This is a genomic window from Curtobacterium sp. NPDC090217 (assembly GCF_044746705.1).
Lineage (GTDB): Bacteria > Actinomycetota > Actinomycetes > Actinomycetales > Microbacteriaceae > Curtobacterium.
Map to the genome: position 1 here is coordinate 832,942 of NZ_JBIVCR010000001.1, position 12,903 is coordinate 845,844.

Consider the following 12,903-nt stretch of genomic DNA (forward strand, 5'->3'; position numbering starts at 1 on the left):
CGGGCGGTCGGGGGACGAGACTGGTCGTGCGCTGTACCCCGTGGGGTGCGGTTCCGATGGTGAAGCACGGAGAACCCTGGGAATCATTCCGTTTGGTTTGTGGGGTACACCTCCCGCCCGCTTTACTCGTGATCACCCCACGAAGGCCATCACCGTCGAATGCAGGGAGAGTCAGATGACGATCGCAACGGCAGCACCGAGCACCACCTCGCGCCGGACGAAGAAGGCAACCGCGAAGACCGAGTCGGCCAAGGTCGAGAGCACCACGCTCGACACCGCCGCGGCAGAGGTCGAGGCGGACGAGCAGCTCGCTGGCGTCCGCGGCGCATCGGTCGACCAGGTCGGCGACTACCTCCGCCACATCGGGCGTCTCGCGCTCCTCACGGCCGAGGAAGAAGCACAGATCGCCCGCCGGATCGAGGTCGGCCTGTTCGCCGGCGAGAAGCTCGCCACGGAGCAGGGCCTCGCGAAGTCCCTGCAGCGTGAGCTCAAGTGGCTGGTCCGCGACGGTGAGCGCGCCAAGGAGCGCATGATCACCTCGAACCTCCGCCTCGTCGTGAGCATCGCGAAGCGCTACTCGCAGCGTGGCCTGCCCTTCATGGACGTGATCCAGGAAGGCAACCTCGGCCTCGTCCGCGCAGTCGAGAAGTTCGACTTCACGCAGGGCTACAAGTTCTCCACGTACGCCACCTGGTGGATCCGTCAGGCGATCTCGCGTGGTCTCGCCGACAAGGCCCGTACGATCCGCATCCCGGTGCACACCGTCGAGCTGATCAACAAGATCTCGCGCACCGAGCGTGACCTCACCGTCGACCTCGGCCGCGCGCCGATGCCGGAAGAGGTCGCAGCCGAGCTGAGCATGTCCGTCGAGGAACTCGTGGACCTCAAGGGCCGCTCGCACGAGCCGGTCTCGATCCACACCGTCGTCGGCGACTCCGACGACAGTGAACTCGGCGACTTCATCGAGGACGAGGACGCTGCGTCCCCGAACGAGCTCACCGAGACGACGCTCCTGCACCGCGACATCCGCTCGATCGTCGCGGAGCTGCCGAGCGACGAGGCGAACGTGATCCGCATGCGCTACGGCCTCGACGACGACAAGCCGATGACGCTCGACGAGATCTCGAAGATCGTGCACACGACGCGCCAGGCGGTCAGCCGCGTGGAGTCGCGAGCCAAGCTGCGCCTGTTCGCCAAGGCGGTCTCGCAGGACATGCAGCTCTACCTGACCGAGTAGGTCAGCAGCACTTCGGCCGACGCCCGCAACGGCGTCGGCTCGGGGAACCGGGTCGTTCTGTGGGAAGGCGATCCGGTGGGGTGATGGGACGGCCCGTTCGAGCACTGCTCGGACGGGCCACACTCATGTCAGCGGGTGTGCTCAGTCCTCGGCCTCGCGACGCAGCTTCTGCCGGAGGTCGCTCGGGATCAGCTCGACGAGCTGGTCGGGGCGGACGGGCAGGTCGAGCAGGCTGAGCTTCAGGCGCCCGGTGCGCCCGTGTCGCTCGGCATCGAGCCGGACGACGCTCCCGGCGTCCTTCCGGAGGCGCATGTCGATCTGCGCCCCGGTGGCGACCTCACCGACGACGAGTCCGTCGACCTCGAGCGCCGCGCTCCTGGTGCCCTCCGCGATCTCGAACCGGTAGCGCTCCCGCGCGGCCAGGACCACCGCGCGGTCGATGCCCGCCATGGGGGCGACCGGGGTCACGACGGAGCCGGAGAGCGCTGGGGAGAGGACGGGTCCGCCGGCCGCGTAGTTGTAGGCGGTGGACCCGGCTGGCGTCGCCGCCACGATGGCGTCCGCTCGGTAGTACCCGTACCCGAGCCCGCCGACACTGAGATCCGCGGACACCTGCCCGGCTCCCGGACGCCGCACGATGGTGAGGTCGTTGAACGCCAGGTACTCGGTCCGTGCGCCGCTCCACGACAGCCGGGCCTCGAGCGCGTGGTGCGGCTCCAGCTGGTAGTCGCCGTTCGACAGCCGCTCGAGCGCCGCTTCGAGCTCCGGCGGCTCGATCTCCACGAGGAACCCGACGTTGCCGTAGTTCACCCCGAGCACCGGCACCGGGCGCTTCGCGACGAGCCGCATGGCGCCGAGCATCGTGCCGTCCCCGCCGAGTGCGACGACGAGGTCCACCGTCGCGGTGAAGTCGTCGTCCTCCACCACGTCGATCGTGCCGCCGATGCGGGCTGCGTCGATGCGCCGTGCGACGAGGCGGCCGGCGCCGGAGGAGTTCCAGCGCTGCAGGGTCGTGACGGACTCCTGCACGTTCTTGGTCGGGTGGACGACGAGGCCGACGACGGGCTGCTCCATGTGCCGGATCGTACCGGGCGGACCTGGTTCGAGGTCTTCTCAAGACAACCCCAATGAGATATTCTGCATACATACAGCCCGCCGCGCTCTCCGTCGCCGTCGCCGACCTCCGTCACGGTCGCGAGATCGTCCTGCTCGCCGAGCACGAGTCCCGCCAGTCCGGCTTCGGCTTCGTCGACGCCGAGCACCTGCTCGTCGCCTCGGTCGTGCTCTGCTCGGGCATGCCGCGGTTCAGCGACGTCCTGCGGCGTCACGGCGTCACGCCCGATGTCCTCCGCGACGCCATCCGTGTGTTCGTCGGTGCCGGGACCGAGCCGTACCCGTCCGCGGCCGGCCGCATCACGTGCACCCCTGCCGGAGCGCGGCTCCTGGCGCATGCGTCGCAGATCGCCGGCCCGCACGAGCGCGTCCGTCCGCATCACGTGCTGCTCGCCGTGCTCGACGGCATGGACGACCCGTTCATGGGTGCTGCACACGACGTCCTCGACCAGGTCGGCGCCGACCCCCGTCGCTTCCGGCGTGCCCTCCGCCGCGCTGCCCGCCGCAGCTGACGACGCCGGCCCAGCCGCTGGGCGCACCCAGGACAGCAAGGTCACGCCCACGGCGAACAGGGGCAGACCAGCCCCGATGTGCTCGTTACTCTCGAAGTACTTGGCCGGACTCACACGAGACCGGCACAGCTGTCGGCTCCGATCGCAGGGGCCAAGGGAGAGCACATGTTCGAGAGATTCACCGACCGAGCCCGTCGTGTTGTCGTCCTCGCTCAAGAAGAAGCGAAGATGCTCAACCACAACTACATCGGCACCGAGCACATCCTCCTCGGCCTCATCCACGAGGGCGAGGGCGTCGCCGCCAAGGCGCTGGAGTCGCTCGGCATCTCGCTCGATGCCGTCCGCGAGCAGGTCCAGGACATCATCGGGCAGGGCCAGCAGCAGCCGACCGGGCACATCCCGTTCACGCCGCGCGCCAAGAAGGTGCTCGAGCTGTCCCTGCGCGAGGCGCTGCAGCTCGGTCACAACTACATCGGCACGGAGCACATCCTCCTCGGCCTCATCCGTGAGGGCGAGGGTGTCGCAGCCCAGGTGCTCGTCAAGCTCGGGGCCGACCTCAACCGCGTCCGCCAGCAGGTCATCCAGCTCCTGTCCGGCTACCAGGGCAAGGAAGCGGTCGCCGTCGGCGGCGAGCAGCAGCAGAACGCCCAGCAGGGTTCGCAGGTCCTCGACCAGTTCGGTCGGAACCTCACCCAGGCCGCGCGCGACGGCAAGCTCGACCCGGTCATCGGGCGCGAGAAGGAGATGGAGCGGGTCATGCAGATCCTCTCCCGCCGCTCCAAGAACAATCCCGTCCTGATCGGTGAGCCCGGCGTCGGCAAGACCGCCGTCGTCGAGGGCCTCGCCCAGGCGATCGTCAAGGGCGACGTGCCCGAGACGCTCAAGGACAAGCAGCTCTACTCGCTCGACCTCGGCTCGCTCATCGCCGGGTCCCGCTACCGCGGTGACTTCGAGGAGCGCCTCAAGAAGGTCACGAAGGAGATCCGCACCCGCGGCGACATCATCGTCTTCATCGACGAGATCCACACCCTCGTCGGTGCCGGTGCAGCCGAGGGCGCGATCGACGCCGCGTCGATCCTCAAGCCGCTCCTCGCCCGCGGTGAGCTCCAGACCATCGGTGCCACCACGCTCGACGAGTACCGCAAGCACTTCGAGAAGGACGCAGCACTCGAGCGTCGCTTCCAGCCGGTGCAGGTCAACGAGCCGTCCCTCCCGCACGCGATCAACATCCTCAAGGGCCTCCGCGACAAGTACGAGGCGTTCCACAAGGTGTCCATCACCGACGGCGCCATCGTCGCCGCGGCGAACCTCGCGGACCGCTACGTGCAGGACCGCTTCCTGCCCGACAAGGCCATCGACCTGATCGACGAGGCCGGCGCCCGCCTGCGTCTGTCGATCCTGTCGGCGCCGCCGGAGCTCCGCGAGTTCGACGAGAAGATCTCGACGGTCCGCGGGTCGAAGGAAGCCGCCATCGAGGAGCAGGACTTCGAGAAGGCAGCGAGCCTGCGCGACGAGGAGAAGAAGCTCCTCGGCGAGCGGCTCCGCCTCGAGAAGCAGTGGCGTGCCGGTGACGTCGCCGCGTCCGGCACCGTCGACGAGGGCATCATCGCCGAGGTCCTGGCGCAGGCCACCGGTATCCCGGTGTTCAAGCTCACCGAAGAGGAGACCTCGCGCCTCGTCTTCATGGAGAAGGCCCTGCACCAGCGCGTCATCGGTCAGGAAGAGGCCATCTCGGCCCTGTCCAAGACGATCCGCCGCACCCGCGCCGGCCTCAAGGACCCGAACCGCCCCTCCGGCTCGTTCATCTTCGCCGGCCCCACCGGCGTCGGGAAGACCGAGCTCGCCAAGGCGCTCGCGGAGTTCCTGTTCGACGACGAGGGCGCACTGATCTCCCTCGACATGTCGGAGTTCGGCGAGAAGCACACCGTCTCGCGCCTGTTCGGTGCCCCTCCCGGGTTCGTCGGGTTCGAAGAGGGCGGCCAGCTCACCGAGAAGGTGCGCCGCAAGCCGTTCTCCGTGGTCCTCTTCGACGAGATCGAGAAGGCCCACCCGGACATCTTCAACTCGCTGCTGCAGGTCCTCGAAGAGGGTCGACTGACCGATGGTCAGGGCCGCGTGGTCGACTTCAAGAACACCGTCATCATCATGACCACGAACCTCGGTTCGCAGGGCATCGCCGGTGGCCCGGTGGGCTTCCAGGTCGAGGGTGACTCGGGCGTCGGCTACGACCGCATGCGCTCGAAGGTGAACGAGGAGCTCAAGAAGCACTTCAAGCCCGAGTTCCTCAACCGCGTCGACGACACGATCGTGTTCCCGCAGCTCTCGCAGTCCGAGCTCCTGCAGATCGTGGACCTGTTCGTGAAGCGTCTGTCCGACCGCATGCTCGACCGCGACATGACCGTCGAGCTCACGCTGCCGGCGAAGGAGCAGCTCATCAAGGTCGGGTTCGACCCCGCCCTCGGTGCCCGCCCGCTCCGTCGTGCCATGCAGCACGAGGTCGAGGACCAGCTGTCCGAGCACATCCTGCAGGGTGAGCTCACCGCTGGCGACCACGTCAAGGTCGACTTCATCGACGGCAAGTTCGAGTTCGAGACCGGGCGTCAGCCGGGCCGCGAAGAGGTCCTCGCCGGCGCAGCCGCCGTGGAGTCCGGAACGGAAGCCGCTCCGCAGGGCGAGATCGAGTCCTAGAACCCAGCCACAGACAGACTGGAGGCCCGGTGCCAGCTGGCACCGGGCCTCCCGTCTGTCCTGTGTCGGGTGGGTCAGAGCTGGTCGCCCCGTTCGGCGTCGCTTGCGACGTCGCTGTCGGCGGTGCCGTCGGAGTCACCGGCCAGCCCGTCGGCCAGACCGTTGGTCTGGTCGAAGGGACGCCCGATGGACTCGTCGTTGAGGTCCGCGAGGGAGCCGTTGCCCTCGTGCTGTTCCGGGTTGGTTTCCTTGTCCATGAGCCGGACGGTACGCCGGAGCCCCCGTGCCGTTCCCAGCACGGGGGCTCCGTCGATCGTGGTCAGGCTCAGGCCTGGACGTCACCGCGCCATCCGGCGTCGGTCGGCGCGGACTCGACGCGCTCCTTGTAGTTCTCGAGGTCCTTCTTGACGGCGTGGCCGCCGACGCCGACCGCGGAGCCGAGCTTCTCGAGGAAGCCGGAGGGCTGCCAGTCGATCTGCGCGGTCACGCGCGTCTCGGTGTCGGACAGCTTGTGGAACGTGACGACGCCGGCGTGGTCGGTCTCGCCGTTCTTGACCGCCCAGGCGACCCGCTCGTCGGGGTGCTGCTCGGTGATCTTCGCGCGGAACTCGCGCTCCTGGCCCGCGACCTTCACGGTCCAGTCGGTGGTGGTGTCGTCGACCTGGACGATCTTCTCCACCTCGCTGAGGAACTCGGGGAACTCCTCGAAGCGGGTCCACTGCCCGTAGGCAGCGCTGACGGGGACGTTGACGTCGATGGTCTCGATGATCTGGGGCATGTCCTGGACGGTAGGCGGCGGCGCATGTGCACGGCCCAGGGAGCCGTACCCCGTGAGCACTATGGTTGGGGAGATGACTGAGCACGGGAAGCACGCGTTCCACGAACGGGACGACCACGGCATCCTCGTGCGACCGGCGCTGGCGTCGGACGTGCCGCACATCCAGCGCCTCATCGCCCCCTACGTCGACCGGCGCATCCTGCTCGGCAAGGAGAACGTCGCGCTCTACGGCTCGATCCAGCAGTTCCGGATCGCCGAGGGTCCCGACGGTGTGCCGATCGGCTGCGGAGCGCTCGCGGTGTTCTGGGACGACATCGCCGAGGTGCGCACGCTCGCCCTCGACGCGGACTGGATCCACAAGCGCGTCGGACACCGGATGCTCGAAGCACTCGAGCACGACGCCCGCGAGCTCGGTGTCGCGCGGATCTTCTGCCTGACGTTCGAGGTCGACTTCTTCACGAAGCACGGGTACCTCGAGATCGGCGAGAGCGTCGTGTCGCCGGATGTCTACGCCGAACTCGTGCGGTCGTCGGACGAGGGCGTGGCGGAGTTCCTCGACCTCGCCAGGGTCAAGCCGAACACCCTCGGCAACACCCGCATGCTGAAGATCCTCTGACGCTTTCGGGTCCTCCTCGGCGGGGTTCCGCCGCGCTGTGCCGGGCGTTGTCTACCCTGTGCGCATGTCCTCGTTCCGTCACCCCGTCGGCCCGCAGAAGCCGGGCGTCTACTGGCGCCGCCGTGCGACCGTGGCCGGAGTGATCCTGCTCATCGTGGTCGTCATCGTGCTCATCGTCGTGGGGCGCGGGAACGGGGCGTCGTCCGCCGCTGCCCCGTCGGCGTCGCCGTCTTCGTCTCCTGCCGCATCGTCTTCGTCTTCGTCGTCGTCTTCGTCGTCTGCCAGTGCGTCGTCGCCGTCAGCGTCCGCGTCCGCTTCGGCGCCTGCTTCCGCTGCCGACGGGTCAACGTGCTCGAAGGACCAGATCACGCTCAAGCCCGTCCTCGACAAGAGCGCGTACGGGCCCACCGAGGACCCCAAGATCGCGATGTCGATCGAGAACACCGGGTCGAACTCCTGCCACATGGACCTCGGGTCGTCGCAGCAGGTCCTGACGATCAGCTCCGGCGAGGAGCAGTACTGGTCGTCGAAGGACTGCCAGACCGGTGGGACGAACCAGGACGTCACGATCAAGGCGGGGCAGACCCTGACCACGCCGGCGATCGCATGGGATCGGACGCGGTCGTCGACCTCGACGTGTGATGCCTCTCGCCCGTCGGTGACCGGTGGGGGAGCGAGCTACCACCTGCAGGTCGCGGTGGGGAACATCACGGCGAAGGACTCGGCGCAGTTCATCCTGAACTGAGGCGGACCGGCCCGGGCGTCAGTCGAACTTCGGGGTCGTCGCCTTGCAGCGCACGATCTGACCGACGCCGCCGTGCTCTTCGGCGATGACCTTCTTGCCGTCGAGCAGGATCCGGCAGCTCGCCGTCCGGTCGGCCGGGGGAGTGGCCCGCACGGATGCGTCGTCCTCAGCGAGCACGATCGAGTCGTGCGTCCAACTGGTGTTCTCGCCCTCGGTCGCCTTGGTCGACGTCGACCCGGCGGTGTGGGTCTCGGGGTCGTCGCCACGGCTCTCGGCGCCCACGTAGCTGACGTCGTGGAGCGGAGTCGCGTCCGGAGAGTCGACGGTGACCTCGTACGTGACGGACCATGCGTCGCCGACCTGCTGCTGGATCTGCGCACATCCCGTCAGGGCGACTGCGACGAGGGCGGCGGCGGAGAGGGCTGCTGTTGTCCGGGTTTTCGTCATACAAACACAATCGCGGCCGACCGATCGAACTTCGTCATGACGAAGGTTCGATCGAGTCCGACCGCGGTCGTGTTCGGGGTCAGCCGACCGGATGACGGTCAGCGTTCCCCTGGGGTTCAGCCGATGACGGTGATGTTCTCCGCCTGCGGGCCCTTGCGGCCCTCAGTGATCTCGAACTCCACCTTCTGGTTCTCTTCGAGACCGCGGTAGCCGCTGCCCGAGATCGCCGAGAAGTGCGCGAAGACGTCCGCGCTGTTGTCGTCCGGGGCGATGAACCCGAAGCCCTTTTCGTTGTTAAACCACTTGACGGTTCCAGTTGCCATGATGGCGTTTCCTTAACTGTTCTTGCTTTCCATCGCGGTATGACACGCAGACGGAGCCTCGTCGTATGTCGACGAGGATGATGCGCCACGCGGGCAGGTGCCGGCGGGACGGGTTCGGGGTCAGGCCTGAGCCAGTGACCCTGTGCAGTCCGGTCGGGGGAGTGTCACCACCCCGCCCGGACGTTGGGCGCCGCAGAAGCGGTTCCCTCAACCTACAGGGTCTTTGGCCCCACGACCAGACAGTTCGCCTCCTTGGGGCGAAATCTGATGAACTTGATGGTGATGGCAGACAAGGAACAGCGCTTCCGGAGCGAACAGCTCGAGGAAGCCCTCGCGAAGCAGGACGTGGCGGCGGTGGCGTTCGCGCTGCGGAACGACATCGTGATCGTGCCCCGACTCGTCACGGGCAAGAAGGACATGCAGGTCCGCGTCTTCGGGCGTGAGGGGTCGGAAAAGCGCATCCTGCTGCTGTTCTCGTCGGCCGACGCGTACACGGCGATGGTGCCGGACGAGAAGATCCGGCAGGTCATGGTCTACGACGCGGCTCGTTTGGAGGAGTTCCTCGCCGCGCACCTGGACTCGCTCGAGGGCGTCTTCTTCGACATCGCCGGCCCGAACACGATGCAGGCGGAGCCCGCTGACCTGTTGGATGCCCTTCGCGCCTGACCGTCCTCATCTCGGAGGGAGTGCGCTCAGCGGACAGCCCCGCGTGGCCGGGTGCTGAAGACGCGTTGCGCCCACTCCACACAGGAGGCTCGGCTCACCCCGGGCGCGCTGGTCCGGTCAGCGCGGTGATGCTCCAAGGCCGTGATTCAGAACGCTGCGTCGAGCTCGCGTTCGCGCACCGACTTCGTCAGGGAGAACGCGACGCGGAGTGCTTCGCGCAGGTGCTCTGCGTCCGCGCCGAGGACGGTCGTGAAGCCGAGACGCTTCGCTTCGTTCGCGCGCTGCTTGGCTCCGGTCGCCGGTCGGATCTCGCCAGCGAGGCTGATCTCGCCGATGGCCGCGAGCGTGTGCGGGTACGGACGGTCGCGAGCGGCACTGGCCAGGGCGAGGACGATCGCCAGGTCGGCGCCGGGCTCGGTGAGCTTCATCCCACCGACGGTGGAGACGTAGACGTCGGCATCGGAGAGCTTGATGCCCGCACGGCGTTCGAGCACCGCGAGCAGCATCGCCACCCGTGAGGAGTCGACGCCGTTCACGACGCGACGGGGCTGCGGAGCGGAACTCGGTACGACCAGCGCCTGGACCTCGACCGGCAGGGCGCGGCGGCCTTCCATCGCGACGGTGATGCACGTGCCGGAGACGGGGGCGCCGTTGCGGGACATGAACAGTCCGCTGGGATCGGGGACCTCGTGGATGCCGTCGCCCGCCATGTCGAAGCAACCGACCTCGTCGGTCGGGCCGAAGCGGTTCTTCAGAGCGCGGACGAACCGGAGCGCGGTCTGACGGTCGCCCTCGAAGTGGCAGACGACGTCGACGAGGTGTTCGAGCAGCCGCGGACCGGCGATCGATCCGTCCTTCGTCACGTGGCCGACGATCAGCACGGGCAGGTTGCGCTGCTTGGCTTCGCGGATGAGGGTCGATGCGACCTCTCGAACCTGGGACGTGCCACCCGCGATGCCGTCGACCGTGGCGGAGGAGATCGTCTGCACGGAGTCGGCGATGAGCAGGTCTGGCTGGACCTGGTCGATCTGACCGAGGATGACGCCGAGGTCGACTTCACTCGCGAGGTACAGGTCGTCGTGCATCGCCCCGGTACGCTCGGCACGGAGCCGGACCTGGTCGACGGACTCTTCCGCGCTGACGTAGAGCACCCGCTTGCCGGACGCGGCAGCGCGCGAGGCGACCTCGAGCAAGAGCGTCGACTTCCCCACGCCCGGTTCGCCGCTCAGCAGTACCGCGGCACCGGGGACGATCCCGCCGCCGAGGACACGGTCGAACTCGCCGATGCCGGACCGCCAGCGTGGCACTGCGCCGACCCGAGCTTGCGTGATGGGCTGCGCGACACGGGTGCCCGTCACGGCGACCGCGCTCGTGCCGCGGACGCTGGCCGTCGTGGCGGTGGTGTCCTCGACGGTGCCCCACGACTGGCATTCGCCGCAGCGCCCGACCCACTTGATGGTGGTCCAGCCGCACTCGGTACAGCGGTAGGAAGACTGGGGGCGGGCCATGGGACGAGGTTAGGCCGCGCCGCCGACATCCCCCGGGTGGCGGTCCGGTGCGTCCGGTGCGTTCGGCCAGTCGTCCTCGCCGCGCTCGTCGTGCGCGCCGCCGGCGTACTCGCCGGGTAATGGGACGGACCCGGTCATGCGCTGCCGGAGGCGGTCGATGCGGCCCGGCCGGTGCGCGTGGTCCAGATCGTCCGCCCCGCCGGTGTCCTGCTCCGCACGCGCGTTCGCGACCGCCCCGGCTTCTCGCCCCAGGTCCTCGGCTTCCCGCACCGACAGGTAGTGCCGGATCGCCGCGACGGTGTCGACCCTGGCATCGATCGCCGGCTCGAATGCGCTCGCCCAGATCTCGTACCCGCGGTCGTTCGGGTGGAACAGGTCCCCGTACGTGTTGAAGAAGGTCCGGCGCAGCCCGACCCGCTTCGTGATCGCGTGCAGCGGCGCCACCGTCAGCCCGAGCTCGTCCGCGACCCGGTGCACGATCTCGTTCGCCACGGCGACCTTGCGCTCACGGTCGGGGACGAACATGCACGGCAGCTCCGCCACGATCGTGTGCGACGGCACCGCGGCGTAAATCTCGCGGAGGTTCCGCTCGAACTTGTCGGGGTTGAAGTCGGCGATGTCGTTCGCGCCGATCGAGACCGTGCAGATGTCGGGAGTGAAGTTCCGGAGCTTCGGGAGTTGGTCCTTCTTCGCTCCCCACGTCGTCGCGCCCGAGATGCTCAGGTTCACCACGCGGACGGTGCTGCGTGATCGGTGCTTGATCCGTCGGGCGAGGAGGCCGACGTAGCCACGGGACGGGACCGTCGCACCGACGCCCTGCGCCGCGGAGTCGCCGATCGCCAGGTACGTGATCTGCCCTTCGTGGTGGAGCCGTTCGCGCCACCAGTCCGCGTGTGTGGGGAGCATCTCGACCACGCGTTGGGCTGCCGCGCGCTGTCCCTTGACGCCGGCCCGGGCGCCGAATGCCGCGCCGCCGGCGACCGCGAGGCCGCCGGCGATCGAGCTGATCAGTGCGATGAGTGTGCGGGACTTCATGCCGCTGACGGTACGCCCGCTGGCCATGACGGATCAGGGCGGGATCTGTGGTCGTGGGACGTGCCCTGGACGTGACCACCTGTGGAGGGCGGGCCGGCCCGCGGTGTCGCGAGGGGCCTCCCGGATCGTGTAAACTCTTCCCCGGTACCGTGTCCGAGCGGCCGAAGGATCATGTCTCGAAAACATGTGTGGGGGCAACTCCACCGTGGGTTCAAATCCCACCGGTACCGCCAGCGCAAAGAGCCCCAGATCCCCGTAATGACGGGGATCTGGGGCTCTCTTGTTTCACTCCGGTAGCTCTGCCAGTAATCAGGCGGTAACGGATCTTCTCGCAGCAGTTGTGAGCAACCGCAAGTCCTGGCGCTCCAGAGCTCAGCTGATCGCGAGGAGCGACCGGTCCGGCGCCGGCCTACACACCGCCTAGCTGGTGTTCGAGTTCGGCCACCATGGTCGCGCCCGAGGGAAAGGGCACGGGGCCAACTGCAGGGGCGCAATCCTAGGCCCGTGCGGCGGGTCGTTTCGATCTGACGGGACTGCTGCAGGTTTGGTTGACTCGTTGGTTTAGGGCGCGAGTGCGACCTGTGGGTTGATGATCGTCTCGTACCCGATCGGGGTCAACTTCTCCAGACCACGTTGCCGTCGTTTCCGGTGGTAGGTGGCCTCGATCCAGGTGATGATCGCCAGCCGGAGCTCTTGGATCTCGTTCTCCTGCTCGAGCAGCCGGATCCGTTTCTGCGCCTCCCGCAGCTCGGCTTGCTCCACCGCTTTCGCCGACGGCGGCCCTGCGACCCCGATACCGTCGTCGCGGTCCGCGAGGCGCAACCAGCGGGCCAGGCAGGACTCGGACACACCGAAGTCCTTCGCGACCCGTCGCACCGACGGCTCGCCCTTCCGTGCGACCGCGACCACATCACGGCGGAACTCCTCCGGATACGCCTTCACCATGGCGCACATCCTTCCAGCAGGAGCCCATGCCCCTACCTGTCAGGAGTCAACAGAACCTGCAGCAGTCCCGTACTCGGCAGCGAGCTCGAGCGTGCGGCTCGCCTGAGCATGCAACAGATAGCAACCGATCGCAAGGCGCGGCCCGCAGCTAGCGGCTGCTAGCAGTGGCGAACCTTCGCAGCTTCCTGGATCCGAGGAACGTTGCTGCCGTGCCGTCTCGCCACGTCCTGCTCGCGAGGTGCCCGAGAGAGAAAAGACCCGCCCTCACATGGAGGGCGGGTTGGTGATCC

General features: G+C 68.0%; 13 protein-coding genes, 1 tRNA gene and 2 pseudogenes. 7 read left to right on the top strand and 9 right to left on the bottom strand.

All coding sequences use genetic code 11. The annotated features are described in order from the left end of the window. The first annotated feature begins 175 nt into the window (after positions 1–175). Complete coding sequence (locus ACIPJ2_RS04275; protein ID WP_281266463.1) at positions 176–1,237, top strand: sigma-70 family RNA polymerase sigma factor; 1,062 nt, start codon at positions 176–178, stop codon at positions 1,235–1,237. 141 nt (positions 1,238–1,378) lie between these two features. Here the strand turns inward: ACIPJ2_RS04275 and ACIPJ2_RS04280 are convergent, their stop codons facing one another. Continuing rightward, positions 1,379–2,311 carry an NAD(+)/NADH kinase gene (locus ACIPJ2_RS04280; RefSeq protein WP_281266464.1) on the bottom strand — a complete coding sequence of 311 codons (933 nt, stop codon included), beginning with the start codon at positions 2,309–2,311 and terminating at the stop codon, positions 1,379–1,381. A 53-nt stretch (positions 2,312–2,364) separates the two neighbouring features. Here ACIPJ2_RS04280 and ACIPJ2_RS04285 point away from each other — a divergent pair, with 53 nt between their 5' ends. Next, positions 2,365–2,862 (top strand): Clp protease N-terminal domain-containing protein, encoded by a 498-nt coding sequence (locus ACIPJ2_RS04285; RefSeq protein ID WP_402727703.1) that lies wholly within the window; start codon positions 2,365–2,367, stop codon positions 2,860–2,862. Between the two features lie 165 nt (positions 2,863–3,027). Beyond that, positions 3,028–5,550, top strand: coding sequence for an ATP-dependent Clp protease ATP-binding subunit (locus ACIPJ2_RS04290; protein ID WP_402727704.1), 2,523 nt, complete (start codon positions 3,028–3,030; stop codon positions 5,548–5,550). 74 nt (positions 5,551–5,624) lie between these two features. Here the strand turns inward: ACIPJ2_RS04290 and ACIPJ2_RS04295 are convergent, their stop codons facing one another. Together ACIPJ2_RS04295 and ACIPJ2_RS04300 are read right to left on the bottom strand one after the other, a co-directional pair. After that, positions 5,625–5,807: a hypothetical protein gene (locus tag ACIPJ2_RS04295; RefSeq protein WP_402727705.1), complete on the bottom strand. Its 183-nt coding sequence runs from the start codon at positions 5,805–5,807 to the stop codon at positions 5,625–5,627. Positions 5,808–5,875: 68 nt separating this feature from the next. Beyond that, a complete protein-coding gene (locus ACIPJ2_RS04300; protein WP_402727706.1) occupies positions 5,876–6,328 on the bottom strand; it encodes an SRPBCC family protein in 453 nt (150 codons plus the stop codon). A 73-nt stretch (positions 6,329–6,401) separates the two neighbouring features. Here ACIPJ2_RS04300 and ACIPJ2_RS04305 point away from each other — a divergent pair, with 73 nt between their 5' ends. Both ACIPJ2_RS04305 and ACIPJ2_RS04310 read left to right on the top strand, forming a co-directional pair. Then, positions 6,402–6,944, top strand: coding sequence for an amino-acid N-acetyltransferase (locus tag ACIPJ2_RS04305; RefSeq protein ID WP_281266468.1), 543 nt, complete (start codon positions 6,402–6,404; stop codon positions 6,942–6,944). A 64-nt stretch (positions 6,945–7,008) separates the two neighbouring features. Then, the gene (locus ACIPJ2_RS04310) at positions 7,009–7,689 is read left to right on the top strand and encodes a hypothetical protein (RefSeq protein WP_402727707.1); all 681 of its coding nucleotides are present in this window, start codon (positions 7,009–7,011) and stop codon (positions 7,687–7,689) included. Positions 7,690–7,707: 18 nt separating this feature from the next. Here the strand turns inward: ACIPJ2_RS04310 and ACIPJ2_RS04315 are convergent, their stop codons facing one another. Continuing rightward, complete coding sequence (locus tag ACIPJ2_RS04315) at positions 7,708–8,136, bottom strand: hypothetical protein (RefSeq protein WP_402727708.1); 429 nt, start codon at positions 8,134–8,136, stop codon at positions 7,708–7,710. Between the two features lie 116 nt (positions 8,137–8,252). Next, positions 8,253–8,459 (bottom strand): cold-shock protein, encoded by a 207-nt coding sequence (locus ACIPJ2_RS04320; protein ID WP_056126521.1) that lies wholly within the window; start codon positions 8,457–8,459, stop codon positions 8,253–8,255. A gap of 282 nt (positions 8,460–8,741) precedes the next feature. Between ACIPJ2_RS04320 and ACIPJ2_RS04325 the strand changes: the two genes are divergently transcribed. After that, a complete protein-coding gene (locus tag ACIPJ2_RS04325; protein WP_402727709.1) occupies positions 8,742–9,125 on the top strand; it encodes a dehydrogenase in 384 nt (127 codons plus the stop codon). A 146-nt stretch (positions 9,126–9,271) separates the two neighbouring features. On the opposite strand, the gene radA is transcribed toward ACIPJ2_RS04325, so the two are convergent. Both radA and ACIPJ2_RS04335 read right to left on the bottom strand, forming a co-directional pair. Further along, a complete protein-coding gene (radA, locus tag ACIPJ2_RS04330; protein WP_402727710.1) occupies positions 9,272–10,633 on the bottom strand; it encodes a DNA repair protein RadA in 1,362 nt (453 codons plus the stop codon). A 9-nt stretch (positions 10,634–10,642) separates the two neighbouring features. Continuing rightward, the gene (locus ACIPJ2_RS04335) at positions 10,643–11,668 is read right to left on the bottom strand and encodes an SGNH/GDSL hydrolase family protein (RefSeq protein ID WP_402727711.1); all 1,026 of its coding nucleotides are present in this window, start codon (positions 11,666–11,668) and stop codon (positions 10,643–10,645) included. Between the two features lie 143 nt (positions 11,669–11,811). Between ACIPJ2_RS04335 and ACIPJ2_RS04340 the strand changes: the two genes are divergently transcribed. Next, positions 11,812–11,901: transfer RNA gene (locus ACIPJ2_RS04340), tRNA-Ser, on the top strand. A gap of 328 nt (positions 11,902–12,229) precedes the next feature. On the opposite strand, the pseudogene ACIPJ2_RS04345 reads toward ACIPJ2_RS04340, so the two are convergent. Together ACIPJ2_RS04345 and ACIPJ2_RS04350 are read right to left on the bottom strand one after the other, a co-directional pair. After that, positions 12,230–12,364 (bottom strand): annotated as a pseudogene (locus ACIPJ2_RS04345) (IS3 family transposase); the annotation flags it as partial. An 18-nt stretch (positions 12,365–12,382) separates the two neighbouring features. Next, positions 12,383–12,622 (bottom strand): annotated as a pseudogene (locus ACIPJ2_RS04350) (transposase); the annotation flags it as partial. Positions 12,623–12,903 lie beyond the last annotated feature (281 nt).